The organism is Nonomuraea sp. MG754425, assembly GCF_021699195.1.
Classification (GTDB): Bacteria; Actinomycetota; Actinomycetes; order Streptosporangiales; family Streptosporangiaceae; genus Nonomuraea.
The window spans coordinates 1-23695 of sequence record NZ_SSXE01000080.1; the positions used below are offsets into that span (position 1 = coordinate 1).

19 protein-coding genes are annotated in these 23695 nt (G+C 73.3%); 12 read left to right on the plus strand and 7 right to left on the minus strand.

Translation table 11 applies throughout. The features are described 5' to 3' along the window. Nucleotides 1–51 precede the first annotated feature (51 nt). Entirely contained in the window at nt 52–1620 is a 1569-nt protein-coding gene (locus tag FAF44_RS26345; RefSeq protein WP_308193380.1) for an NAD(P)/FAD-dependent oxidoreductase, read from the plus strand. Nucleotides 1621–1633: 13 nt separating this feature from the next. On the opposite strand, the gene FAF44_RS26350 is transcribed toward FAF44_RS26345, so the two are convergent. Then, on the minus strand, nt 1634–3259 hold the full coding sequence (locus tag FAF44_RS26350; protein WP_237105945.1) for an ABC-F family ATP-binding cassette domain-containing protein: 1626 nt from the start codon (nt 3257–3259) through the stop codon (nt 1634–1636). A gap of 393 nt (nt 3260–3652) precedes the next feature. Here FAF44_RS26350 and FAF44_RS26355 point away from each other — a divergent pair, with 393 nt between their 5' ends. The 4 genes from FAF44_RS26355 to FAF44_RS26370 all read left to right on the plus strand — a co-directional run bounded on the left by FAF44_RS26355 (nt 3653) and on the right by FAF44_RS26370 (nt 7437). Further along, a complete protein-coding gene (locus FAF44_RS26355) occupies nt 3653–4810 on the plus strand; it encodes an alkaline phosphatase PhoX (RefSeq protein WP_237105946.1) in 1158 nt (385 codons plus the stop codon). 207 nt (nt 4811–5017) lie between these two features. Next, nucleotides 5018–5194 (plus strand): hypothetical protein, encoded by a 177-nt coding sequence (locus tag FAF44_RS26360; RefSeq protein WP_237105947.1) that lies wholly within the window; start codon nt 5018–5020, stop codon nt 5192–5194. A 7-nt stretch (nt 5195–5201) separates the two neighbouring features. Further along, entirely contained in the window at nt 5202–6167 is a 966-nt protein-coding gene (locus FAF44_RS26365; protein ID WP_237105948.1) for a LysR family transcriptional regulator, read from the plus strand. A 94-nt stretch (nt 6168–6261) separates the two neighbouring features. Further along, nucleotides 6262–7437 carry an NAD-dependent formate dehydrogenase gene (locus tag FAF44_RS26370; RefSeq protein ID WP_237105949.1) on the plus strand — a complete coding sequence of 392 codons (1176 nt, stop codon included), beginning with the start codon at nt 6262–6264 and terminating at the stop codon, nt 7435–7437. A gap of 10 nt (nt 7438–7447) precedes the next feature. On the opposite strand, the gene FAF44_RS26375 is transcribed toward FAF44_RS26370, so the two are convergent. Genes FAF44_RS26375 through FAF44_RS26395 form a run of 5 tightly spaced genes read right to left on the minus strand, consistent with a single transcriptional unit; the run spans nt 7448 to nt 10849 of the window. Continuing rightward, nucleotides 7448–7705 carry a hypothetical protein gene (locus FAF44_RS26375; protein WP_237105950.1) on the minus strand — a complete coding sequence of 86 codons (258 nt, stop codon included), beginning with the start codon at nt 7703–7705 and terminating at the stop codon, nt 7448–7450. Then, nucleotides 7702–8733 carry an ABC transporter ATP-binding protein gene (locus FAF44_RS26380; RefSeq protein WP_237105951.1) on the minus strand — a complete coding sequence of 344 codons (1032 nt, stop codon included), beginning with the start codon at nt 8731–8733 and terminating at the stop codon, nt 7702–7704. The genes FAF44_RS26375 and FAF44_RS26380 overlap by 4 nt, the downstream gene beginning before the upstream one ends. A 40-nt stretch (nt 8734–8773) precedes the next feature. Continuing rightward, the gene (locus FAF44_RS26385) at nt 8774–9616 is read right to left on the minus strand and encodes an ABC transporter permease (RefSeq protein ID WP_237105952.1); all 843 of its coding nucleotides are present in this window, start codon (nt 9614–9616) and stop codon (nt 8774–8776) included. 5 nt (nt 9617–9621) lie between these two features. After that, the gene (modA, locus tag FAF44_RS26390; RefSeq protein WP_237105953.1) at nt 9622–10425 is read right to left on the minus strand and encodes a molybdate ABC transporter substrate-binding protein; all 804 of its coding nucleotides are present in this window, start codon (nt 10423–10425) and stop codon (nt 9622–9624) included. A gap of 10 nt (nt 10426–10435) precedes the next feature. Beyond that, nucleotides 10436–10849 carry a molybdopterin-binding protein gene (locus tag FAF44_RS26395; protein ID WP_237105954.1) on the minus strand — a complete coding sequence of 138 codons (414 nt, stop codon included), beginning with the start codon at nt 10847–10849 and terminating at the stop codon, nt 10436–10438. A 293-nt stretch (nt 10850–11142) separates the two neighbouring features. Here FAF44_RS26395 and FAF44_RS26400 point away from each other — a divergent pair, with 293 nt between their 5' ends. Continuing rightward, on the plus strand, nt 11143–14010 hold the full coding sequence (locus FAF44_RS26400) for an AfsR/SARP family transcriptional regulator (protein ID WP_237105955.1): 2868 nt from the start codon (nt 11143–11145) through the stop codon (nt 14008–14010). A 12-nt stretch (nt 14011–14022) separates the two neighbouring features. Here FAF44_RS26400 and FAF44_RS26405 read toward each other — a convergent pair whose 3' ends face one another. Then, a complete protein-coding gene (locus tag FAF44_RS26405; protein WP_237105956.1) occupies nt 14023–14796 on the minus strand; it encodes a hypothetical protein in 774 nt (257 codons plus the stop codon). 211 nt (nt 14797–15007) lie between these two features. Here FAF44_RS26405 and FAF44_RS26410 point away from each other — a divergent pair, with 211 nt between their 5' ends. From FAF44_RS26410 to FAF44_RS26435, 6 genes are all read left to right on the plus strand, one after another. After that, nucleotides 15008–17233 carry a bifunctional SulP family inorganic anion transporter/carbonic anhydrase gene (locus tag FAF44_RS26410; protein ID WP_272895046.1) on the plus strand — a complete coding sequence of 742 codons (2226 nt, stop codon included), beginning with the start codon at nt 15008–15010 and terminating at the stop codon, nt 17231–17233. Between the two features lie 372 nt (nt 17234–17605). Continuing rightward, nucleotides 17606–17755 carry a thiomuracin/GE37468 family thiazolyl RiPP peptide gene (locus FAF44_RS26415; RefSeq protein ID WP_237105958.1) on the plus strand — a complete coding sequence of 50 codons (150 nt, stop codon included), beginning with the start codon at nt 17606–17608 and terminating at the stop codon, nt 17753–17755. Between the two features lie 143 nt (nt 17756–17898). Continuing rightward, nucleotides 17899–20388: a lantibiotic dehydratase gene (locus tag FAF44_RS26420; protein WP_237105959.1), complete on the plus strand. Its 2490-nt coding sequence runs from the start codon at nt 17899–17901 to the stop codon at nt 20386–20388. Continuing rightward, complete coding sequence (locus FAF44_RS26425; RefSeq protein WP_237105960.1) at nt 20385–21233, plus strand: thiopeptide-type bacteriocin biosynthesis protein; 849 nt, start codon at nt 20385–20387, stop codon at nt 21231–21233. Before FAF44_RS26420 ends, FAF44_RS26425 begins: the two co-directional genes overlap by 4 nt. Further along, the gene (locus FAF44_RS26430) at nt 21230–22303 is read left to right on the plus strand and encodes a thiopeptide maturation pyridine synthase (RefSeq protein WP_237105961.1); all 1074 of its coding nucleotides are present in this window, start codon (nt 21230–21232) and stop codon (nt 22301–22303) included. The genes FAF44_RS26425 and FAF44_RS26430 overlap by 4 nt, the downstream gene beginning before the upstream one ends. Then, entirely contained in the window at nt 22300–23625 is a 1326-nt protein-coding gene (locus FAF44_RS26435) for a SagB family peptide dehydrogenase (protein WP_237105962.1), read from the plus strand. The genes FAF44_RS26430 and FAF44_RS26435 overlap by 4 nt, the downstream gene beginning before the upstream one ends. Nucleotides 23626–23695 lie beyond the last annotated feature (70 nt).

A 23695-nucleotide genomic window follows, 5' to 3' on the forward strand; every position in this document is an offset into this window, starting at 1 on the left:
CCCCCGTCCGAACCCGCCCCCGAGATCGGCGTCCGCCTCGACGCGGTCGTCATCGGCGCCGGGTTCTCCGGCCTGTACATGCTGCACCGCCTGCACGGCCTCGGCCTGAGCGCCCGCGTCTACGAGATCGGCGACGGCGTCGGCGGCACCTGGTACTGGAACAGGTACCCGGGCGCCCGCTGCGACGTGGAGAGCGTGGAGTACTCCTACTCCTTCTCCGCGGACCTGCAGCAGACGTGGGACTGGACCGAGAGGTACCCGTCCCAGCCCGAGATCCTGCGCTACGCCGAACACGTCGCCGGCCGGTTCGGCCTGCTCCGGGACATCCGCTTCCGCACCCGGGTCACCCGCGCCGTCTACGACGAGGCCGCGGCCCGCTGGCAGGTGGAGACCGACCGCGGCGACCGGGTGTCGGCCCGGTTCCTCATCACCGCCGTGGGCTGCCTGTCGGCCGCCCGTGTCCCCGGCTTCCCGGGCGTCGAGACGTTCGCCGGCGAGAGCTACCACACCGGACGCTGGCCGCACGAGGAGGTGGACTTCGCCGGCAAGCGGGTCGCGGTCATCGGCACCGGCTCCTCCGGCATCCAGATCATCCCGGTCATCGCCGAACGGGCCGCGCGGGTCACGGTCTTCCAGCGGACGCCCAACTTCACCATCCCGGCGTGGAACCGCCCGCTCCCGCCGGAGGAGGCCCGGCGGGTCAAGGACGACTACGACGAGATCCGGCGCTCGATGCGGGCCTCCCTGTTCGGCATCGCGGCGGCCTTCAACCCGGACTCGGCGCTGGAGGCGTCCGAGCGGGAGCGGCGGGAGGAGCTGGAGAAGCGGTGGGCGTACGGCGGGCCGGCCTTCCTCGGGGTCTTCGGCGACGTCGCGGTGGACGCGCGGGCCAACGAGATCGTCGCGGAGTTCGTCCGGGAGAAGATCCGCGAGACGGTCGACGACCCGCGCGTGGCCGAGACGTTGTCGCCCCGCGACCACCCGATAGGCACCAAGCGCCCCTGCTTCGACACCGACTACTACGCCACCTTCAACCGGCCCGACGTGCATCTGGTGGACCTGCGCCGCACGCCGATCGAGGAGATCACCCCGACCGGCCTGCGCACCTCCGAGTCCGCGTACGAGGTGGACACCATCGTCTACGCCACCGGCTACGACGCGATGACCGGCCCGCTGCTCGCCATCGACGTCAGGGGCACGGGCGGGGCGGAACTGCGCGCCAAGTGGGCGGCCGGGCCCCGCACGTACCTGGGGCTGATGACGGCCGGGTTCCCCAACCTGTTCACCATCACCGGGCCCGGCAGCCCGTCGGTGCTCAGCAACATGTTCGTCTCCATCGAGCAGCACGTGGACCTGATCGCCGGCTGCCTGCGGCACGTGGCCGAGAGGGGCGCGCGCACCGTCGAGCCCGATCCCGGCGCCGAGGACGCCTGGACGCGCCACGTCGGCGAGGTGGCGGAGCAGACGCTCTACCCGCGCGCCGACTCCTGGTACCTGGGCGCGAACGTCCCCGGCAAACCCCGGGTCTTCATGCCCTACGCCGGCGGGGTGGGCGTCTACCGCGAGACCTGCGACGAGATCGCGGCCAGGGGGTACGAGGGTTTCGTCCTGTCCCCCTGAGCCGGGCGCGCGATCACTCTCCGGCAGGGCCTCCGGTCTCCAGCAGGCGTCCGCCGGACAGCTCCAGCCACCGTTCCACCCCGATCTCCGCGAGGAACCGCTCGTCGTGGCTGACCACGATGAACGCCCCCTCGTACGCCGCCAGCGCGCCGCGCAACTGGGCCACGCTGACCAGGTCGAGGTTGTTGGTGGGCTCGTCGAGCAGCAGGAGCTGGGGCGCGGGCTCGGCGCACAACACGCAGGCCAGCGTGGCGCGCAGCCGCTCGCCGCCGGACAGCACGCCCACCGGCAGGTGTGCCCGCTGGCCGCGGAACAGGAAGCGGGCCAGCAGGTTCATCCGCTCCGCCGGGGGCATGGCCGGGGCGGCGGCGGCCAGGTTCTCGGCCACGGAGCGGTCGAGGTCGAGCAGGTCGAGACGCTGTGACAGGTAGGCGACCCGGCCGTCGGCCCGGCGGGTCTCGCCCCCGTCGGGTGTCAGGTCGCCGCTGACCAGGCGCAGCAGGGTGGACTTGCCCGCGCCGTTCGGCCCGGTCAGCGCGATGCGCTCGGGCCCGCGCACGGTCAGGTCGAGGCCGGGCTCGGCGAACAGGTCGCGGGCCCGCAGGTGCGCGCCGGTGAAGACGGTGCGTCCCGCGGGCACGTGCGTGTTCGGCAGTTCCAGGGCGATGCGCTGGTCGTCGCGCAGCGCCCGGCCGGCCTCGTCGAGCCTGGCCTGGGCGTCGCTGACACGCGAGGCGTGCATCTGACCGGCCCGGCCGGCCGACTCCTGGGCGCCGCGCTTCATGTTGCCGGCGAAGATGCGCGGCAGGCCGGCGCTCTTGAGGTTGCGGGCGGCGGTGCCGGCCCGGCGCTCGGCGCGCTCGCGGGCCTGCTGCATCTCCCGCTTCTCGCGCTTGAGGTCCTGCTCGGCGCTGCGCACGGTCCGCTCCGCGGCCTCCTGCTCGGTCCGTACGGCCTCCTCGTAGGCGGTGTAGCCGCCGCCGTAGAAGCGCACCTCGCCCCGCTCCAGCTCGGCGATGCGGTCCATGCGGTCGAGCAGGGCGCGGTCGTGGCTGACCACCAGCAGGCAGCCGTTCCAGTCGCCGAGCAGGTCGTGCAGCTTGCGCCGCGCCGCGAGGTCGAGGTTGTTGGTCGGCTCGTCGAGCAGCAGCACGTCGGGCCGTCTGAGCAGTTGGGCGGCCAGGCCGAGCGAGACGACCTGGCCGCCGCTGAGCGTGGCCAGGGTGCGGTCGAAGGCGAGGCCGACGAGGTCGAGCCGGTCGAGCTGGGCGCGGGTGCGCTCCTCGATGTCCCAGTCGTTGCCGATCGTGGTGAAGTGCTCCTCGGAGGCGTCGCCGGACTCGATGGCGTCCAGGGCGGCGATCACCGGGGCGATGCCGAGGACCTCGGACACGGTCAGGTCGCCGGTGAGCGGCAGGCTCTGCGGCAGGTAGCCGAGCACTCCCTTGACGGAGACGTCGCCGCCGGAGGGCCGCAGCTCGCCGGCGATCAGCTTGAGCAGCGTGCTCTTGCCCGCGCCGTTCGGCGCGACGAGACCGGTACGGCCGCCGCCCACGCTGAAGGACAGGTCGGTGAAGACGGGGGTGTCGTCGGGCCAGGAGAAGGACAGGCCGGAACTGATGATGAACGCATCGGACATACGAGAAACCTCGGCAGAAAACCCGGGCGCACGCGAAAGAGGCCCGGCGAAAGGGACGGGTATGAGGGAACGACGACCTGGGCCGCGTCGGGGGACGGTGGTCACACGCCTGCCCCGGGGCCGGGTCAACCTCCGGTATCACCCGGAGATGTCGTCGTCACCTGCCACGTCTGTCTCCTATGTGTCATGCACGAGTGCCTGCCACTGTAGCAGCCGCCGCGAGATGGTCCTGCCATGCTCGTCCGGCGGCATGTGCGAGGGGGGACTTGCACGGGAATGCGGCGAGGTGCACTGTCGTCGTTGACTCTACTGTCGTCGTTAACTCTTCTGACAGCCCGCGGTCCACCTCGCCGCCTACCGTCGGCGGGGCCGCACCCCCCATGGGAGGTTTCGATGGAGCGTCGTCATTTCCTGCGCGCCTCCGTGCTCGGCGCGAGCACGGTCGCCTTCTCCGGCAGTCTCTGGCAGGCCGCCGCGCACGCCGCGCCCGCGCAGAACGCCACCGGCCCCTACGGCGCGCTGCTCGCGCCCGACGCCAACGGCATCCGCCTGCCCGCCGGCTTCACCAGCCAGGTGATCGCCCGGTCCGGGCAGGCCGTCGCGGGCACGTCCTACGCCTGGCACAGCGCCCCCGACGGCGGCGCGTGCTTCGCCGACGGCAGCGGCTGGATCTACGTGTCCAACTCCGAGATCAACCCCGGCGGCGGCGCCTCGGCCGTCCGCTTCGACTCCGGCGGCGTCGTCACCTCGGCGTACCGCATCCTGTCCGGCACCCGGACCAACTGCGCGGGCGGGAAGACGCCCTGGGACACCTGGCTGTCCTGCGAGGAGGTCAGCCGCGGCTTCGTGTACGAGACCTACCCGTTCGGCGGCACCGCCGTGCAGCGGCCCGCGATGGGCCGGTTCAAGCACGAGGCCGCCGCCGCCGACCCGGTGCGGCGCGTGGTCTACCTCACCGAGGACGAGACCGACGGCCGCTTCTACCGGTTCATCCCCACGACGTGGGGCGACCTGTCGTCCGGCGTGCTTCAGGTGTTCATCGCCGGCTCCGCCACGTCGGGCTCGTTCACCTGGGCCGACGTGCCCGACCCCGACGGCTCGCCGACGGTCACCCGCAGCCAGGTGTCCGGCTCCAAGTCGTTCAACGGCGGCGAGGGCTGCTACTACGCCGGCGACACCGTCTGGTTCACCACCAAGGGCGACAACCGGGTGTGGCAGGTCAACTTAACGAGCGGCACCTACGAACTCGCCTACGACGACGACCTCGTCAGCCCGGGGACGCCGCCGCTCACCGGCGTCGACAACGTCACCGGCGCCGCCTCCGGCGACCTCTACGTGGCCGAGGACGGCGGCAACATGGAGATCTGCCTGATCACCCCCGACGACAAGATCTCCCCGTTCCTCCGCATCGACGGCCAGAGCTCCTCGGAGATCACCGGTCCGGCCTTCAACCCGGCCGGCGACCGGCTGTACTTCTCCTCCCAGCGCGGCACGTCGGGCTCGTCGTCCGGCGGGATCACCTACTGCGTGACCGGCCCGTTCCGCACGTGAGCGGCGGGCGGGCCGCGGCGCTCACGTGACCGCGGCCCGCCCGGGAGGCCCGGCGAAAGCGGGAGAAAGGCACTCAGTACCCTCGGAAGAGAACAGCCGCAGGGTTTCGGAGGACTGCCCAAGGTGCCAGGGAACGAGACGACCGCCTTGAGGCGCGGGATAAGGGCCAGGCCCAACGCCATCTGTGTCGGCGGGCCCTGCCACGGCATGCTCACCCGCATCCACCAGGACGTCGGCGTGGTCCACGTGCCGGTCCGGCCGCCCTGCGAGGCCCCGGACGGGGCGTACCGGATCACCTCGCGGCGGGTGCACCACCCTTCCAGCGACGTCCCGTTCACCGTGCTCACCTGGGCCGACGCCGCCGGCGTGGAGGAATCCGCCTGATCCCGGGATGGACGCGGCGGGCCTGCCCGGGGGATGCTGTGACGTGCTGTTACGCCAGTTGGAATATCTCGTGGCGCTGGCCCGCGAGCGGCACTTCGCCCGCGCCGCCGCGGCCTGCCACGTCTCGCAGCCGTCGCTCTCGGCGGCCATCCGCAAGCTGGAGCGCGAGCTGGACGTGCCCCTGGTGCGGCGCGGGCAGCGCTTCGCCGGGCTGACCCCGGAGGGCGAGCGGGTGCTGCTGTGGGCGCACCGCATCCTCGCCGACACCGACGCCCTGCGCCAGGACCTGTCCAGGATGCGCGGGGGCCTGTCGGGCACGCTGCGCATGGGCGCGATCCCGACCGCGCTGACCGCCGCCTCGCTGCTGACGACGCCGTTCTGCGAGCGCTACCCGCACGTGCGGGTGCTGCTCACGTCGCTGTCGTCGCGGGAGATCGCGCGCCGGCTGGGCGACTTCGAGATCGACATGGCCATGACGTACCTGGACGACGAGCGGGAGCACCTCGGCGAGGTCCGCGTCAGCCCGCTGTACGAGGAGCGCTACCTGCTGCTCACCCCCGCCGACGGCGAACTGGCCGACCGGCGGACGGCGCGCTGGGCGGAGGTCGCCGCGCTGCCCCTGTGCCTGCTCGCCCCCGAGATGCGCAACCGCCGCATCCTGGACGCCAACTTCCGGGCCGCCGGCGCGGTGGCCGTCCCCGCGATCGAGACCGACACCGTCTCCGCGCTGTTCGCGCACGTGGCCACCCAGCGCTGGTCCAGCGTGATCGCGCACGCGTGGCTGCACATGTTCGGCGTCCCCGACGGCATGCGGGTGGTCCGGCTGGAGCGGCCGGCCAGGGAGCCGCGGGTGGGGCTGGTCGTGGCCGGTACGGGCCCGGAGTCGGTGCTGGCCAGAGCCGTGCTGGACATCGCCCGCGACCTCGATCTGCGTGAGGTGTTCGACCGGCTGACCCGCGCGCACCTGGCATAGACGGGGCCTATCACCCGATAGACACAAACGCTTTGACCTGCGAAGACCCGTCGGCGGACAGTGAGATCACCCCACCGACGAGGAGCGGATTCCCATGGCGAAGGTGCTGTGCGTGCTGTACGACGACCCCATCGACGGATACCCCATCTCCTACGCCCGCGACGACCTGCCCGAGCTGGCGGGTTACCCGGGCGGCCAGAGCCTGCCCAGCCCCAAGGGCGTCGACTTCACCCCCGGCCGGCTGCTCGGCAGCGTCTCGGGCGAGCTGGGGCTGCGCCGGTTCCTGGAGGAGCGCGGCCACACCCTCGTGGTCACCTCCGACAAGGACGGCGACGGCACTGCTGACGGGTCGGAGTTCGACCGCGAGCTGGCCGACGCCGACGTGGTGATCTCCCAGCCGTTCTGGCCCGCGTACCTGACCGCCGAGCGCATCGCCCGCGCGCCCCGGCTGAAGCTGGCCATCACCGCCGGAATCGGCTCCGACCACGTCGACCTGGACGCCGCCATCGCCCGGCGCGTCACGGTCGCCGAGGTCACCTACTGCAACAGCATCAGCGTCGCCGAGCACGTCGTGATGATGATCCTGTCGCTGGTGCGCGACTACCTGCCCGCCCACCGGACGGTGCTGGACGGCGGCTGGAACATCGCCGACTGCGTCGCCCGCTCGTACGACGTGGAGGGCATGCACATCGGCACCGTCGCCGCCGGCCGCATCGGCACGGCGGTGCTGCGCCGGCTCAAGCCGTTCGACGTGCACCTGCACTACACCGACCGGCACCGGCTGCCAGCCGAGGTCGAGGAGGAGCTCGGGCTCACCTTCCACCCGGACGCCGCCGACATGGTCCCGCACTGCGACGTGGTGACCGTCAACGCGCCGCTGCACCCGGAGACGGAGGGGCTGTTCGGCGACGAGCTGCTCGCCACGATGAAGCGCGGCGCGTACCTGATCAACACCGCCCGCGCCAGGATCGCCGACCGCGACGCGATCGTGCGCGCGCTGGAGAGCGGCCGGCTGGCCGGGTACGCCGGCGACGTCTGGTACCCGCAGCCCGCCCCCGCCGACCACCCGTGGCGCACGATGCCGCACCACGGCATGACCCCGCACATCTCCGGTTCGTCGCTGTCGGCGCAGGCCCGCTACGCCGCCGGCACCCGCGAGATCCTGGAGGCGTGGCTGGACGGCACGCCGATCCGCGAGGAGTACCTGATCGTCGAGGGCGGCGCGCTGGCCGGGGCCGGCGCGCACTCCTACAGCACGCGGACGCGGTAGCGGCGCCCGGTCAGGGGGTCAGGCCGCAGGAGCGGGGCTGGTCGGCCCAGTGCAGGGCGACGTACGCCTCGGCCTGGCCCCAGTAGCGCACCCGCTCGCGCGTGATGCGGTAGCGGGCACGGGTCTCGGGCTGGTCGGGCGACTGGCGCGGCACGGGGATGGTCAGGATGCCGATGTCCTGCTCGACGCGGGTGAGCAGGCCGTGGCAGGGCCCGCCCAGGCAGATCGCGTTGCAGTCGTGGCCGGTCACGGCCGGTCCGGCGCTCATGCGGGGTAGGCGTGCGTCTCGGTGGCCTTGACCGAGGCCCAGACCTGCCGGCCGGGGCTGAGGTCGAGGTCGGCGACGGCGGCGGGGGTGATGTCGGCGAAGGCGGTGACGGGGCCGTCGAGGTGCACCCGGACGTTGTCGCCGTGCCGTTCGACGCCCTCGACGCGGGCCTGCCAGAGGTTGCGCGGGCTGCCGTCGGGGCGGGTCCGGTACAGCGCCACGGCGGCGGGCGGGAAGGCCACGAACGCGGCCCCGTCCAGTTCCTCACTGGTGTGCAGCAGCAGTTCGCCGGCCTTGACCAGGTTCCCGTCGGCCACGCCCCGGTACAGGTTGAGCCCGACCAGGCGGGCGACGTAGTCGGTACGGGGACGGCGGGCCACCTCGGCCGGTGTGCCCTGCTGGACGACGCCGCCGTGCTCGATGACGACCAGGCGGTCGGCCAGCACCATGGCGTCGAGCGGGTCGTGGGTGACCAGGACGGTGACGCCGTCGAAGTCGGCCAGGTGGCGGCGGAGCTGGGAGCGGATCTCCAGGCGGGTGTGCGCGTCGAGCGCGGCCAGCGGCTCGTCGAGCAGGAGCAGTTCGGGCCGCACGGCCAGGGCGCGGGCGAGCGCGACCCGCTGGGCCTGACCCCCGGACAGTTGCCGCGGCTTGGCGGCGGCGCGGTCGGCCAGGCCAACCCGCTCCAGCATGGCGGCGGCCACGCGGCGGGACCCGGCCCTGGACACGCCCTGGCAGCGCGGCCCGAAGGCGACGTTGTCCAGCGCCGTCAGGTGCGGGAAGAGCAGGTAGTCCTGGAACACCATGCCGATCGGGCGGCTCTCGGCGGGCAGGGTGTGCAGCGGCCGCCCGCGCAGCGTGATGCGCCCGCCGGACATGCGGGTGAGCCCGGCCAGGGCGCGCAGCGCGGTGGTCTTGCCCGCGCCGTTGGGGCCGAGCAGCGCCACCACCTCGCCGGGGGCGACCTCCAGGGCGATGTCGAGGGTGAAGGCCGGCCGGGTGACCACCAGCCGGGCGTCGAGGGTCATGGCACGCTCCTCCTCCGTACGCACGGGGGCCCGCCGGCGGTCACGGCGCGCTCACCCACCGGTCGCGCAGACTGGCCAGGATGATCACCGAGACGGCCAGCAGCACCAGGCTGAGCACGATGGCGGCCTCCGGCTCGGTCTCCAGGGCCAGGTAGACGGCCAGCGGCATCGTCCGCGTGGTGCCGGGGAAGTTGCCGGCAAACGTGATCGTCGCGCCGAACTCGCCCAGCGCCCGCGCCCAGCACAGCACCGCCCCGGCCACCACGCCCGGCATGACCATCGGCAGCGTCACCCGCCGGAACACCGTCCACCGGGAGGCGCCCAGCGTGGCCGCCGCCTCCTCGAAGCGCCGGTCGGCGCCGCGCAGCGCCCCCTCGACGCTGATCACCAGGAACGGCATCGCCACGAACGCCTCCGCGATGATCACGCCCGCGGTCGTGAACGGCAGCGTGATCCCGAAGCTCGCCTCCAGCCACTGCCCGACGATCCCGCGCCGCCCCAGCACCAGCAGCAGCGCGACGCCGCCCACCACCGGCGGCAGCACCAGCGGCACGGTCACCAGCGCGCGCACCAGCCGCCGCCCGGGAAACGACACCCGGGCCAGCAGCCAGGCCAGCGGCACCCCGAGCAGCAGGCACACCGCGGTGGCGACGGTGGCGCACACCAGCGACAGTCGCAGCGCCTCCAGGACGTGCGGCTCGGCCAGCCGCTGCACCAGCGTGGACCAGGGCGCCCGGACCAGCAGCCCGGCCAGCGGGAGCACGAGGAAGACGAGCCCGAGCACGGCCGGGACCACGAGGATCCACGGCAGCCGCCCGGAGCTCTCACGGCGGACGGCGGGCCCGTCACGCGAGCCCGCCGGTTCCGGCACGGTGGCGGCCATCCGGATCAGGGCGTCTCGAAGCCGGCCTCGGTCAGCACGTCCTTGCCCTGCTGCGACAGCACCAGATCCACGAACTGCTTGGCCAGGTCACCGGCGGGAGCCTTCGCCAGGGTGGCGATCGGATAGTCGTTGATCGCCTGGTCGGCCTCGGGGAAGGCGATCCCCTGCACCTTGTCCCCGGAGGCGATCACGTCGGTCTTGTAGACCAGCGCCGCGTCCACCTCGCCCAGTTCGACCTTGGTCAGCGTGGCCTTGACGTCCTGCTCCAGGGTGACGGGGGTGACCTTGAGCCCGGCCGCGTCCAGCGCCTTGACCGCAGCCGCCCCGCACGGCACCTGCTCGGCGCAGAGCGCCACCTTCACCTTGCCGTCGGTCAGGTCCTTCAGCTCGTCCACCTTGGCCGGGTTGTCCTTGGGCACGGCGATCTGCAGCTTGTTGCGGACGAACGTGGCGGGCGCGGCGGCCAGCGACGCGTCCGTGACCGTCTTCATCGTGGCCGGGCTCGCCGCCGCGAACACGTCCGCCGGGGCGCCCTGCGTGATCTGCTGGGCCAGGGTGGCGCTGGAACCGAAGTTGAACCGCACCGTCGTGCCCGGGTGGGAGCTCTCGAACGTCTTGCCGAGCTCGGTGAACGTCTCGGTCAGCGAGGCCGCCGCGAACACCGTCAGCTCCTTCGCCGCGGCGGAGGAGGAGGCGGTGGCACTGGCGGAGGACGTGGCCGGGTCGCCGGAGCCGCAGCCGGACAGTCCCGCCAGCGCGAGCGCGACGGGCAGGGCGACCGCCCACCGGGAAATACGCCTGAACACCAAGGAGGGCTCCTCACAAATGACTGGCCACGCGTTCGTGACCGGGAATCTCCACGACGACGTTGGTGGACTTGATCACGGCGACCGCCACCACCCCCGCCTCCAGGCCCAGCTCGTCGGCGGCCTGGCGGCTCATCAGCGACACCACCCGGAACGGCCCGGCGGCGATCTCCACCTGCGCCATCACCGCGTCGCGGATCACCTCGGTGACGATCCCGCGAAACCGGTTGCGCGCCGAGGTGCGGCCTCCGTCCTCGCTCTCCTCGATCTGCGCGCGGGCGAAGGCGGCCAGGTCGGCGCCGTTGACCTGCCGGTGGCCGTTCTCGTCGCGCTCGGCACCCAGCCGGCCGGCGTCGACCCACCGGCGTACCGTGTCGGAGCTGACCCCGAGCAGCGCCGCGGCCTCGCTGATCCGAAACGTCGTCACAAGCCCTCACCATACCTTCCGCACATTCCAGCCTGAATACCCGTCTTCCACCGCAGCAGCGACTTGATCCAGCGTTCTGCCTTGGCATCCACGAGATCACGAAGCCGTCGTGCGGATCTCCGCGCCGCCGCCCGCCCATCCTCCACCCGCCGCAGCGCCCGAAGCGCGCTCCCGGTACGTGGTTGCGCGGATCAGCGGGCCGAGGTCGTCCGGCTGGGTAGGGTGATCAACCAGATGGAGGGGCTTGCGGTGATTTCGCCATGAAGGCACGTGATGCCACACGCGGAGGCAGGGTGGAGCGGACGGAGTTCCGGCTTCTCGGCCCCGTCGGCGTCTGGAAGGACGGCTGGCCACTGGGGCCCGCCACCGCGCAGCAGCGCTCGGTCCTCGCCATGCTGCTGCTCGACGCGGGCCAGATCGTCTCGATGGACCGGCTGGAGCTGGCGCTCTGGGGCCAGGAGACGCCGCCCGCCACGGCGCGCAACACCATCCACGGGTGCGTCTCGCAGATCCGCCGGCTGCTCAAGGTCGTTCCCGCGGTCACCGTCACCACGGTCGCGCCCGGCTACCGGCTCGACGTCGATCCGATGCGGGTGGACCTGTTCCGCTTCCGCGACCTCGTCCGGCAGGCCGGCACGGCCGGCGACGCCGAGGCGCTGGGCCTGCTCGGCCGGGCCCTGGACCTGTGGTCGGGCCCCGCGCTGGCCGACGTGGGCGGGCCCTGGCTGCACGGCGCGTTCACCCCGGCGCTGGAGGAGGAGCGGCTGACGGCGGTGGAGGAGCGCATGGCGGCGGCGCTGCACTGCGGTCGCCGCCGCGAGGTGCTCGCCGAGCTGCCGAAGCTGATGAGCGAGCATCCGCTGCGGGAACGGCTGGCGTCCCTGATGATGACGGCCCTGTCCCAGGACGGCAAGCGCGCCGCGGCGCTGGAGGTCTTCCGCGACGTGCGCCGGATCCTCGTGGAGGAGCTGGGGATCGAACCGGGCGAGGAACTGCAGGCGCTGCACCGGCAGATCCTCCAGGCGGAGCCCACGACCACGCCCGCCCCGGCGGCGGAGGCAGGGCCGCGGACCATGGCGGGGGCCGGGGCCAGGACGCCGCCCGCCGCCACGCCGGTGCCCGCCGAACTGCCGCCCGCCCCGGGGACGTTCGCCGGGCGAGCCGCGGAGATCGCCCGGATGCGCGGCCTGCTCGGCGGCGACGACACCCGTACGGTGAAGATCTGCCAGATCAGCGGCCTCGGCGGGATCGGCAAGTCGTCGCTCGCGATCCACGTCGCGCACGCGGTGGCCGACCGCTTCCCCGACGGCCGGCTCTACGTGAACCTGCACGGCTCCACGCCGCAGATGGAGCCGGTCGAGCCGATCGACGTGCTCGGCCGCCTCCTGCGCTCGCTCGGGGTCGCGGAATCGGCCGTCCCCGCCGATCCCGAGGAGGCCGCGGGCCGCTTCCGGTCCCTGGTCGACGGCCGGCGCATGCTCATCGTGCTGGACAACGCGCGCGACGCGGCGCAGGTGCGGCTGCTGCTGCCCGGCAGCCCCGCCTGCGCGGTACTGATCACCAGCCGCCGGCGCCTGACCTCCTTCGAGGGCGCCCTCCAGATCCCCCTGGACGTGCTGGCGCTGGAGGAGGGCCTGACCCTGCTGCGCGACCTCCTCGGCGCGGAGCGCGTCGCCGGCGACCCCGCCGCCGCGTCCGAGGTGGTCCGCCTCTGCGGCGGCCTGCCGCTGGCGTTGTGCCTGGCCGCGGCCCGGCTGAACAGCCGTCCCGCCTGGCCGGTCGCCGAGCTGGCCGGGCGGCTGGCCACCGACCGGCGGCGGCTCGACCTGCTGGAGGTGGACGACCGCGCCGTGCGCGCCGGCTTCGCGGGCGGCTACCGGGACCTGCACGACCACCGGCACGGCTCGGCCGCCGCGCGCCTGTTCCGCCTGCTGGGCCTGATCGACGTCGCCGACTTCGATCCGCCCGTCGCCGCCGCGCTGGCCGGCCTGCCCGTCGAGCAGGCTCAGGACCTGATCGACCAGCTCGTGGACGCCCAGCTCGTACAGCATCCGTCCCAGGACCGCTACCGGCTGCACGACCTGCTGCGCCTGTACGCCAGGGAACGCGCCGCCGTCGAGGAGAGCGAGCAGGCCAGGTGGCTGGCCGTGCAGCGGGTCCTGCACCACTACCTGGCGACCGCGCGCGCCGCGATCATCCTGCTGAAGGCCCAGAGCTCGTGGCGTCTCGACCTCGGCCCCCAGGACCTGCCCCGCCCGGAGTCGGCGCCCGTGACGCCCGAGGAGATGCAGGCGTGGGTGGCGGCCGAGGAGGACAACGTCCTGGCGCTGCTCGCCCAGACCGGGCACACGCCGCTGGCCGAGCTCGCGGTCGCCCTGGCCGCCACCTTCGCGGTGCCGCTGTTCGACCGTGGCCGCTGGCTGAAGCTGCTCACCGTCGGCGAGTTCGGGCTGCGGGCCGCCGAGCACACCGGCGACATCCTGCACCGCTCCTTCATCCTCGCCGACCTCGGCTGGGCGCAGCACTGCCTCGGCGACGTCCACGGCGCGCTCGCCAACTTCCACCAGGCGCTGGACGGCTTCCACGAGGCCGGAGGGCACGCCCGGGAGGCGGCCGTGCTCGGGCACATCGGCATGATCTACCGCAACGTCGGCCTGCTGGACGAGGCCATCGAGCACCACCTGCGCGCGCTGGCCCTGACCCGGATCACCGCCGACCGCTGGCAGGAGGCCGCGAACCTCACCCACCTGGGGCTGGCCTACCAGCACGCCGGCCGGCTCGACGACGCCATCGAGGCCCACCGCAGCTCGATCGCGCTGATGGAGGGGGTGGGCGCGATCGGCGACGGCACCACCGCGCTGGGCAACCTCGCGGACGCGTACCGGCTGGCGGGCCGGTACCAGCAGGCGGTGGCCGCCTACCGCAGGGCGCTGCGGACGTTGCGCGCCAACGGCCAGACCGACGACTACCGCGAGGCGGAGATCATCTGGGGTCTCGGCCTGGCCCTCCACGAGACCGGGGAGCAGGCCGAGGCGCGCGTCCACTGGCGGGCCGCCGCCGCGATCCTGTACGGCCTGGGCCTGGTCACCCCCGAGGAGAAGCACGCCATCGACACCAGCGCGGTCCCGGTCGTCCCGGAGGTGATCCAGCGGCACACGTGATCGACGCCGGGGTCAGCTCGCGAGCTTGAGCGGCGTACGGACCTCGGGCAGCACGACCTGGCCGGTCACGAACTCGCTCCACAACCCGAAGCGCAGCTCGTCCCCCCGTCCGGCGCGGGTCTCGGCGAAGCCGACCGTGCCGCCCCGGTGCTGCCGGGTGGCGCCGAAGGAGAGCTGGAAACGGGTGGTGCCCGCGCGCTCCTGCGGCGGCACGGACGTGGGCGGCAGGATCTCGTCCAGCGCCCACCGGTAGTCCGCGCGGTAGGCGTCCGAGACCCGTTCGAGGGTCTGCTCCAGGATCACGCCGGTGCCGGGGATGACCACCAGCACGCCGGGCAGCCGCCCGACCCGCGTGTTGAAGGCGAGCACCTCCTCGGACGAGCCGTTCGCGAACCCCGCGAGCCCGTCGCCGACCCGCGACCCCTCCGGACACGCCCCCACGCCCCGCCGCTCGATCACCGTACGGGCGCACGTGGGGAACGCCTCGGGACGCAAGCTCACCGAGGGGTCGAACAGGAACACGAACCGCCGGGCCCCCGCCGGGACCTGCCCGGTCGCGGCCCGGCTGGTCCGGTCGAAGGCGATCGTCACGCTGCGCCCGGCCCCGCGGGTCGCCGTCACCGACAGCGAGTCGACGTTCTCGGCGCCCTCGACGTCGGGCTCGTAGGGACGCTGCGGCCCGCCGGGCGCGGGGTCCGGCGGGGTCACGTCCGCGGTCGCGGCGGGCGCGAGCACGGACAGGGAGACGAACGCGGTCAGCGCGGACAGCACAGTCGTAACCTTCACGACACTCCAAACGGTGATCGACAACGACAGGTCAAACCCAACCAACGACCCCCGAAAAGTCGCGTAAAGGTGGGTTCGCACGACTCACCATCAACGTGGGCAACGTGGGACGGAAAGCGACGGCCGGCCCGCCTCGACGCCGGCAGCGAACAACGTCCGGCCGGTTCACGGACGCCGGATGCCGCGCGGGCCGGGCATTAAGGTTTGCCGCATGAATACATCTACGGAGAGTAGCGTTCTGCGTACTCTCAGATATGATCTGCCGGCATCGCTGGTGGTGTTCCTGATCGCGGTGCCCCTCTCGCTGGGCATCGCCATGGCCGCCGGGGCGCCGCTCGCGTCAGGGCTGATCGCCGCCGTGGCAGGAGGCATCGTCGCGGGCTGGCTGGGCGGCTCGTCCGTCCAGGTCAGCGGGCCGACGGCGAGCCTGGTGGTGGTGATCGCCGGTCTGGTGCAGACCTACGGCTGGCGCGCCACCTGCGTGATCACGATCCTGGCGGGCGGCCTGCAGGTGCTGCTCGGCGCGTTCAAGGCCGCGCGGGCCGCGCTGGCGGTCTCCCCCGCGGTCGTCCACGGCATGCTCGCCGGAGTCGGCATCATCATCGCGCTCGCCCAGCTCCACGTGGTGCTCGGCGGCAGCCCGCAGCACTCGGCCCTGGCCAACCTCCTGCAGCTCCCCGGCCAGATCCTCGACATGCACGGCCACAAGGTCATGGTCGGCGTCCTCACCGTCACGGTGCTGCTCGTCTGGGAGCGGCTGCCCAAGCACGTCAGGACGGTTCCGGCGCCGCTGGCGGCGCTGCTCGTGGCCGCCGGCACGGCCTGGGTGTTCAACTGGAGCGTCACCCGCATCGACCTGACCGGGGCCATCACCTCGTGGGCCCCGCCGGAGCTGCCGGCGGGCGACTGGCAGAACATCGCCGGCGCGGTGCTGCTGATCGCGCTGGTGGCCGGGGCCGAGTCGCTGCTGTGCTGCGTGGCCGTGGACGGCATGCACCGCGGGTCCCGCGCCGACCTCGACCGCGAGCTGACCGGGCAGGGCGTGGCCAACATGGTCAGCGGCGTCCTGGGCGGCCTCCCCGTCGCCGGGGTGATCGTGCGCAGCACCACCAACCTGCGGGCGGGCGCCCGTACCCACTGGTCGGCCATCCTGCACGGCGTCTGGGTCCTGCTGTTCGCGCTCTGCCTGGGCTGGACGATCAAGTTCATCCCGATGGAGGCGCTGGCCGCCCTGCTGGTCTTCATCGGCATCAGGACGATCAGCCTCGGCCACGTCAGGAAGGTGCACGGCCACAACGAGGTGCCCGTCTACCTGGTCACCCTGACCGGCGTCATCCTCGTCGGCCTGGCCGAGGGCGTACTGGCCGGGCTCGCCCTGGCCGCGCTGCTGGCGCTGCGGAGGCTGACGCGGGTGACGGTCGACAAGCGCGAGGAGCCGAACGGGCGCGTGCACGCCACGGTCTCCGGCTCGCTCACCTTCATCGGCGTGCCGCGCCTGACCCAGGAGCTGCGCACGATCCCCGCGGGAGCCGTCGTGGACCTCGACCTCAACATCGACTTCATGGACAACGCCGCCTTCGACGCCATCCACTCCTGGCGGATGGACCACGAGCGGCTGGGCGGCGCCGTCACCATCGACGAGCTGCACGACGAGTGGTACACGCTCGCCGCCAGCGGCGCCCGCATGTCGCCGGCCAAGAGCCCGCCGAAGCCCGCCGGGCACTGGTGGCTGCCGTGGACCCATCGCCGCCGTCCCGACGCCATCACGACCGCCATCGACTGCCAGCTCACCCGGGGCGCCGACGAGTTCCACCGGCGGACCGCGCCGCTCGTGCGGCCCATCTTCACCCAGCTCGCGACCAAGCAGCAGCCCACCCACCTGTTCATCACCTGCGCCGACTCCCGGCTCGTGCCCAGCCTGATCACGTCGAGCGGCCCCGGAGACCTGTTCACGGTCCGCAACATCGGCAACCTGGTGCCCTGCGCGGGCTCCGACCCCGGCGACGACTCCGTGGCCGCCGCCATCGAGTACGCCACCCGCGTCCTGACCGTGCACACCATCACGGTCTGCGGGCACTCCGGCTGCGGCGCGATGGCCGCGCTGCTCAGCGGCCCGGCCGCCACGGCGGAGCTGCCCCAGCTCCAGCGCTGGCTGCGGCACGGCGACCCCAGCCTCACGATGCTCGAACAGGGCGCGGAGGCGGGCCGCGAGCGGACCGAGGGCGAGCACGACTCGGCTCTCGACGCGCTGTGCCGCCTGAACGTGCAGCAGCAGCTAGAGAACCTGCGCACCTACCGCAAGGTGGACGAGCAGGTCGAGACCGGTCAGCTCAAGCTGGTGGGCCTCTACTTCGACATCGCCTCGGCACGGGTGCACGTGGTGCCGCCCCGGACACCGGGCGTCCCGGCGGCCACCACGCCGGTCCCACCCGAGTAAAACCACCGCTGATCATCACCTGATCTCCGGAGGGGAGGCGGACCACCCGTCCCGCCTCCCCGGCCCTCAGAACCACGACGGACGAGATCGTCGGCAGCGCTCACCGCCTGGCGTCCTCCACGCCACCCCGCGTCTTTTCCGACTTTTCCTTTAAATGGGGATAAAGGTGCTTTTCGAGCGTTCAACCGAGTCAATTCTCTGACCGGAACGGCACATTACCGCGACCAGGGTTGTCAGGCGGGAACATTCGCATTTAATGTCGCATTGCGCGGAGCGGGGTAGTCGGGTGGGGCCGGTGCCGGATCGATCCCCATTATGCGGCCACTCCCGGCCACGCCTGCCCGCGATTAAGCAAGAGGGGAGGTGTGCACGATGGACTTCAATCTCGACGACATTCCCGCCGACGTCTTCGAACTGGCCGACCGTGGGCTCACGGTGGAGTCGCTGACCGGCGGTCACGGACTGGTCGAGAACGGCGCGTCCTGGCCGAGCTGCGGCTCGTCCTGCTCGTCACTGCCGTAGGCCGTCACGGGCGGCTCCGGACCGGCCCGCCGGCCGGCGCCGCCCGCACGTCAGGGAGAAAAGGAGACCGGGTGGCGACATATTCCGTGGGGAGAACTTTCTTCGTTCGCTCATGTGGATTGCCGGCACAGGTTCTCGACCGTTTGACGAAGAGCGGTTCGTGGTCGCTCGCCGAAAAGATTTCCGACCTCGACGAGAAACTCGCCGCCGACGCCGACGAGCTCGGCGCGGTGCTTTTCGAGCTCATCGGCGACGCCGCCCACGCCTCGCTGAAACCCCGGCTCGTGGCGTTGCGGCGCTGCGTGCACGGGCGGCGTCCACCGGCGCGCGGCGAGTGGTCCGACGAGCTGGCGCGGTCGCTGCCGCCCGGCCCGGCCGGGCAGGTGCGCGAGTGGCTGGACCGCCTCCACGAGCGGGCCGCGACGATGCGCGCCCTGGACGAGGCGACCGGCCGCGACGCACTCGCCGAGGCGCAGCAGCTCGCGGCCGTCGCGACCGACCCGCTGTTCGGGCGCGCGCTGGCGCAGGCGAGCCCCGCGCTCTTCGAGGCGGCCGGGAAGGGCCTGGCCAGGCACCGGAGACGACGGCTGGTGACAGGGCTGACGAAGTTCGTCTCCCGGGCGGCTGCCAAGACCAGCCCCTACAGCACGTTCATGACCACGGCCCCGGGAGAGTGGACCGCGTCGGGCCCGCCGCTGTCCGCGTCCGGCGACGACGGCGTGCGCTGCGTGCCGGAGATCGACCGCATGGTCCTGGAGCAGCTCATCGACGCGCTGTCCCGCGATCCGGGCCTCGGCGGCGAGCCGCGGATCAAGGTCAACACCAGCCTGCGCGAGCGCGACGGACGCTATGTCTTCCTCGGCCGCCGCCCGGCCGAGCCCCTGGTGTCGATCCCGGCGTCGCCGCAGGTCACCGCCTGCCTGGACGCCGTGGGCGACGGCACGACCGCCACCCGCCTCCAGCAGCGGCTGGGCGGCCACGACCCCCGCGCGGTGGCCGCCTTCTGCGGCAGGCTGATCGACCTCGGGGCGCTGGAGCACGAGTCCCCCGTGGCCGACCAGTCCGACACCCCGCTCGACGACCTCGCCGACCGCCTGCCCGCGTCCGAACCGCTCGGCGAGCTGGTCAGGTCCCTGAGCCGGGAGCTGCGCGACGCGGCCGGCGCCTCGGCGGTGGCGGACTTCCGCGCCCGCCGGGCCGCGGCCGTCGACCGTCTGGCCGCCGTCGGCGAACGGCTCAAGCTCGACTGGCCCGAGCCCGAGGTGCTCGGGAAGTTCGCCGTCCACGAGAACGCCGTCCGGCCGCACCTGCGGCTGACGGCCGCGCTGCCCGCCTGGCGTCCCGTGCTCGACGACCTCGACGTGCTGCGGCGCTGGCTCACCCTGCACGACAGGATGCTGCCGGTACGGCTCGCGCTCGCCGGCTACCTCGACCGCCGCTTCGACGGCCATCCCGTGCCCTTCCTCGACCTGCACGCGGCCGTCCAGGTCGATCTGGCGCGGGCCGCGGCGGCCTGCCCCGGCTGGCTGCTCGCGCTCAGGCCCTTCCTCCAGCTCAGCGATCCGGTGCCGGGTGAGGCGCTGGAGCGCAGCACCGTGCCCGCGCTCGCCCTGCTGCACCGGCTGCGCGGGCACTCGGTGCGGACGGCCCTTTCAGGCGAGCCGCGCGCCGGGGTCGTCCGCACCGCCCCCCGGGTGCTCGCCGACCTCGTCTCCGGCTGGCCCAAGTGGCTGCCGCCGCGGGAGGCGGTCTCGTGCTACGTCCAGCCGTTCACCGGCCCGGACGGCGAGCTGCGCGCGGTGGTCAACACCGTGGGCGGCGGCTTCGGCAAGGGGCGCGGGCGGTGGTCGCGGCTCGTCGCGCAGGCCGGCGGCGGCCTCCCGGAGCACACGGACGAGTACGACGACGTGGCGGAACTGTCCGGCACGTTCGGCGCGTCCGTGAACGTGCGGCACCCGGTGGCCCCGTTCGAGATCGACTACCCGTTCACCGCCAGCTCCCGGCCGCGCGACGAGCGCATCCCGCTCACCGACCTCATGGTGCGGCTCGCGCCGGGCGGGATGCTCCCCGAGCTGTTCTCGGCCGCGCGCGCGAGACGGGTGCGCCCGGCGCACCTCGGCATGCTGGCCGACCCGCTGCTGCCACCCGCGGCCCGGCTGCTGATGGCCGGGTTCGGGCAGTCGTACCTGCTGCATCCCAGCCTGTCGCCGCTGAAGACGGACGAGCCGCACGGGCGCCGGCCGCGCGTGGAGGTCGGCAGGGTCGTGGTCCAGCGGGCCGAGTGGACGGCCCCGGCCGGGCGCGTCCCGGCGCAGACGCCCGCGGAGAGCGACGCGGAGCACCTGGTACGGCTGCACGCCTGGCTGCGGGCGGAGGGGATCCCGCGCCGGTGCTTCGTCCGGCTGCGGCCGGCGTCGGGCGACTGGGTGAGCAAGGTGTTCGCGAAGTCGCGCAAGCCGATGTTCCTCGACTTCTCCAGCATGTCGATGGTGTCGGTCTTCAAGAGCATGACCAGGGGGTTCGACGGCGTCGTGGCCTTCGAGGAGGCGCTGCCCGACCCCGGAGCCGATCCGGCCGGCACCCTCGACGGCCGGGTCACCGAACTCGTCGTGGAGATCACCTCATGTGGGTGAGCGCCCACCTGTTCTACCAGGGCAGCCTCGACCGGGTGCTGACCGGACTCGTCGGCCCGCTGCTGCGGGAGCTGCCGGCCGAGCGGGCCTTCTTCCTGCGCTACTGGGACGGCGGGCCGCACGTGCGGCTGCGCGTCCTGCCCGCGGACCCGGCCGACGAACCCGGGATCCGCGACCTGATCGGCGAGCGCGCCACCCGGTTCTTCGCCGCCGAACCCTCCGCCGACCTGCTCGGCGACGCCGAGTACCTGCGCCGCGCCCGCCGGTTCGGCGCCAGGGAGGGCGTCGCCTTCGCCGAGCGGATGTACGCCAACAACAGCGCCGTCTTCCTGCCGTACGAGCCCGAGCACCGCAGGTACGGCACGGGGGCGTCGCTGGCCGGCGTCGAGCGGCACTTCCACGAGTCGAGCCGGCTCGCGCTGAACGTCGTCGAGGACGGGCTGACCGCCGACCGGCGCGAGACCGGCGTGCTGTGCTTCCTGCTGGTGTCCTGGCTGCTCGCCGCCGACGACCCGGCGCGCTCCGCCCGCCGCCGCCTGGCCAGGCCGGACGACCGTTCCGAGCCGCTCTACGACCGGCAACGGGCCAGGCTGCGGCACGCGGTCACCGCCATGGACCGGGTCCGGCGAGGCTGGCCGCAGCTTCCCGACGGCAACCTCAGGCGCTGGACGTCCTCGCTCGCCCGGATGATCGCCGCGCTCGACGGGCCGTCCCCCGAGCGGGTCGCGGACCTGTGCGCCCATCTCTTCGCCAACCGGGTCGGTGTCCGGATCGACACCGAGCGCTCGCTTCGCCATCTCGCCGCCCGTGCGGTCGAGGACTGGATCGCCTCGGAGAGGACATGATGTGGCGCACCTATGAGGTCTCCTACTACGCCGACCCCACCGGCCTGCTGCTGGACGCCGTCAGGCCGTTCATGGAAGGCGTCGCCCCGCACGTCCGGCGGGCCTACCACACCCGTCACTGGCTGCGCGGCCCCCACATCCGGATCAGCGTGGAGGCGGCGGGCCCGGTCCGGTCCCTCCTCGACGCGACGGTCGGCCGGTACCTGGCCGAACATCCCTCGCGGGCGCGGATCGACCCGGTGGCGCTGCTGGAGCGGCACCGCCGTTCGGCCGAGCGGGAGCACGAGCGGGGGCCGCTCACGCCGCTGCGCCCCGACAACACCGTGCACGAGGCCGCCCACGACCGCCGCCTGCACGTCCTGGGCAGCGAGAGCGCCGCCGACCTGCTCACCGACTTCTACTGCGCCACCGACGGCCTCGCCTTCGACATGCTGGAGCACGTCCGCGGCGGGGGCCGGACGGCGCAGCTCGCGTTCGACGTCATGATCGCCTCGGCGCACCGGCTGTCGGGCGCCGGGCTGCGGCGCGGCTTCGTCTCCTTCCGCTCCCACTCGGAGGCGTTCCTGTCCTGGTGGCCCGAGGCCGAAGGGCTGCGGCGGGCCTGGGACGCCCACTACGCGGCGCACGCGCCGGCCCTGACCGCGCGGGTGCGCGCGCTCGTGGCGGCCATCGACCGCGACCGCGGCCTGCCGCCGCTGACGCGCCGCTGGCTGGCGGAGTTCGAGCCGATCAGACGGCGCGGCGCCGCCCTCATCGCGGCCGGGGAACTGTCCATGGACCCGCCGTGGGCCGGACGCGACGCCGACGACGACCCGGTCGTCGCCGAGATGCGGCGCACGAGCGCCTTCCATGCCCGCCCCAGGCCGCCCGGCGAGATCGACCGGAACTGGTTCGAGACGTACCGGCTGGTGCTCAACTACACGTATCTGCAGCTCACCCGGCTGGGGCTGGGGGCGTCGGAGCGGTTCCTGCTGTGCCATCTGGCCGCCTGCGCCGCCGAGGACGTCTTCGGGGTGACCGCGGCGCAGGTGCGCCTGCCCACCCCGGGAGAGGTCACGGTGACGGGATGAGCGCGGTCACCACCCTGAGCCGCCTGCGCGACGGCGTGCACCTGGCCCGTGACGTGAGCAACCAGGCCATGCTGCTGGCCTGGCCGCACGCGGAGGAGTTGGGCCGGCTGGACGAGGCCCAGTACCGCACCATCCGCGCGCTGAGCACGGACCAGCCCGCCGAGCGGCTCGACCAGGACCTGCTGGACCGCCTGCGGGCCGGCGGCTGGCTCGTGGACACCGTGCGCGAGGACGACCGGGACCTCTTCGACGTCCGCCCGCTCGGGCCGCGCAGGAAGAACGAGCCCGCCGAACCGCTCCGGCTGTCCAGGTTCGCCGCCCTCCGGCGCGACGAGGACGACTACCTCGTGGACTCGCCGCTGGCCACCGGCGTCATCCGGCTGCACGACCACCGCCTCGTCGCCTCCGTCGCGCTGACGGCGCGGCTGCGCGAGGGCACGGCCGCCGACCGCGCCCTGCTGGACCACCTGGGCGCGTGCGGCCTGCTGGCGACCGCGGCCGAGGCCGACGAGCTGAGCCACGCCCAGTGGAGCCACCACGAGCTCGCCTTCCACCGGGGCAGCCGCCTGCGCGGCGACCTCCCCCTGGGGCAGCCCGGCTTCGGCGGCGGCTACTGGGCGAAAGGGATCTTCGACCCGCCGCCCGGACGTCACCCCCGCTGGCCCGCGCGCGGCCTGCGGCTGCCCCGCCCCGACCTGGCGCAGCTCCGGCGCGACGACCCGTCCCTGTCGTCGGTGATGGAGGACCGCCGCTCCGTGCGCGCCTACGACGAGACGCCCGTCACGCTCGACGAGCTGGGTGAGTTGCTCTTCCGTACGGCACGGGTGCGCTTCGTGGGCGAGGACGAGGGCCTGGACGTCTCCGACCGGCCCTACCCGGGCGGCGGCGCGGTCTACGAGCTGGAGCTGTACCCGCTGGTCCACCGGGTGCGCGGGCTGGCGCCCGGGCTCTACTACCACGACCCGCACGACCACCTGCTCGTCCCCGTCCCGGCCACGGCGACGAGCAGGCGGTGGCTGATGCGCTCGGCGGTCTCCGGGATGGCGGGGGACGCGACCCCGGACGTGCTGATCGTGATGGCCAGCAGGTTCGGCCGGCTGGCCTGGAAGTACCGGGCGATCGGTTACGCGCTGACGCTCAAGCACGTCGGGGTGCTCCAGCAGAGCATGTACCTGGCGGCCACGGCCATGGGGCTGGCGCCGTGCGCGCTCGGGGTCGGCGACTCCGACGCGTTCGCGGCGGCGACCGGGCTGGACCCGCTTGAGGAGACCAGCGTCGGCGAGTTCGCCCTCGGCCGCCCCGCCGGGGAGCGGGCCGGATGAGCCCGCCTGCCCGCGACGGGGGCGGGCCGGGTGGCGGCGCTGATCCATCGCGGGCAGCGGGCCGGGTGAC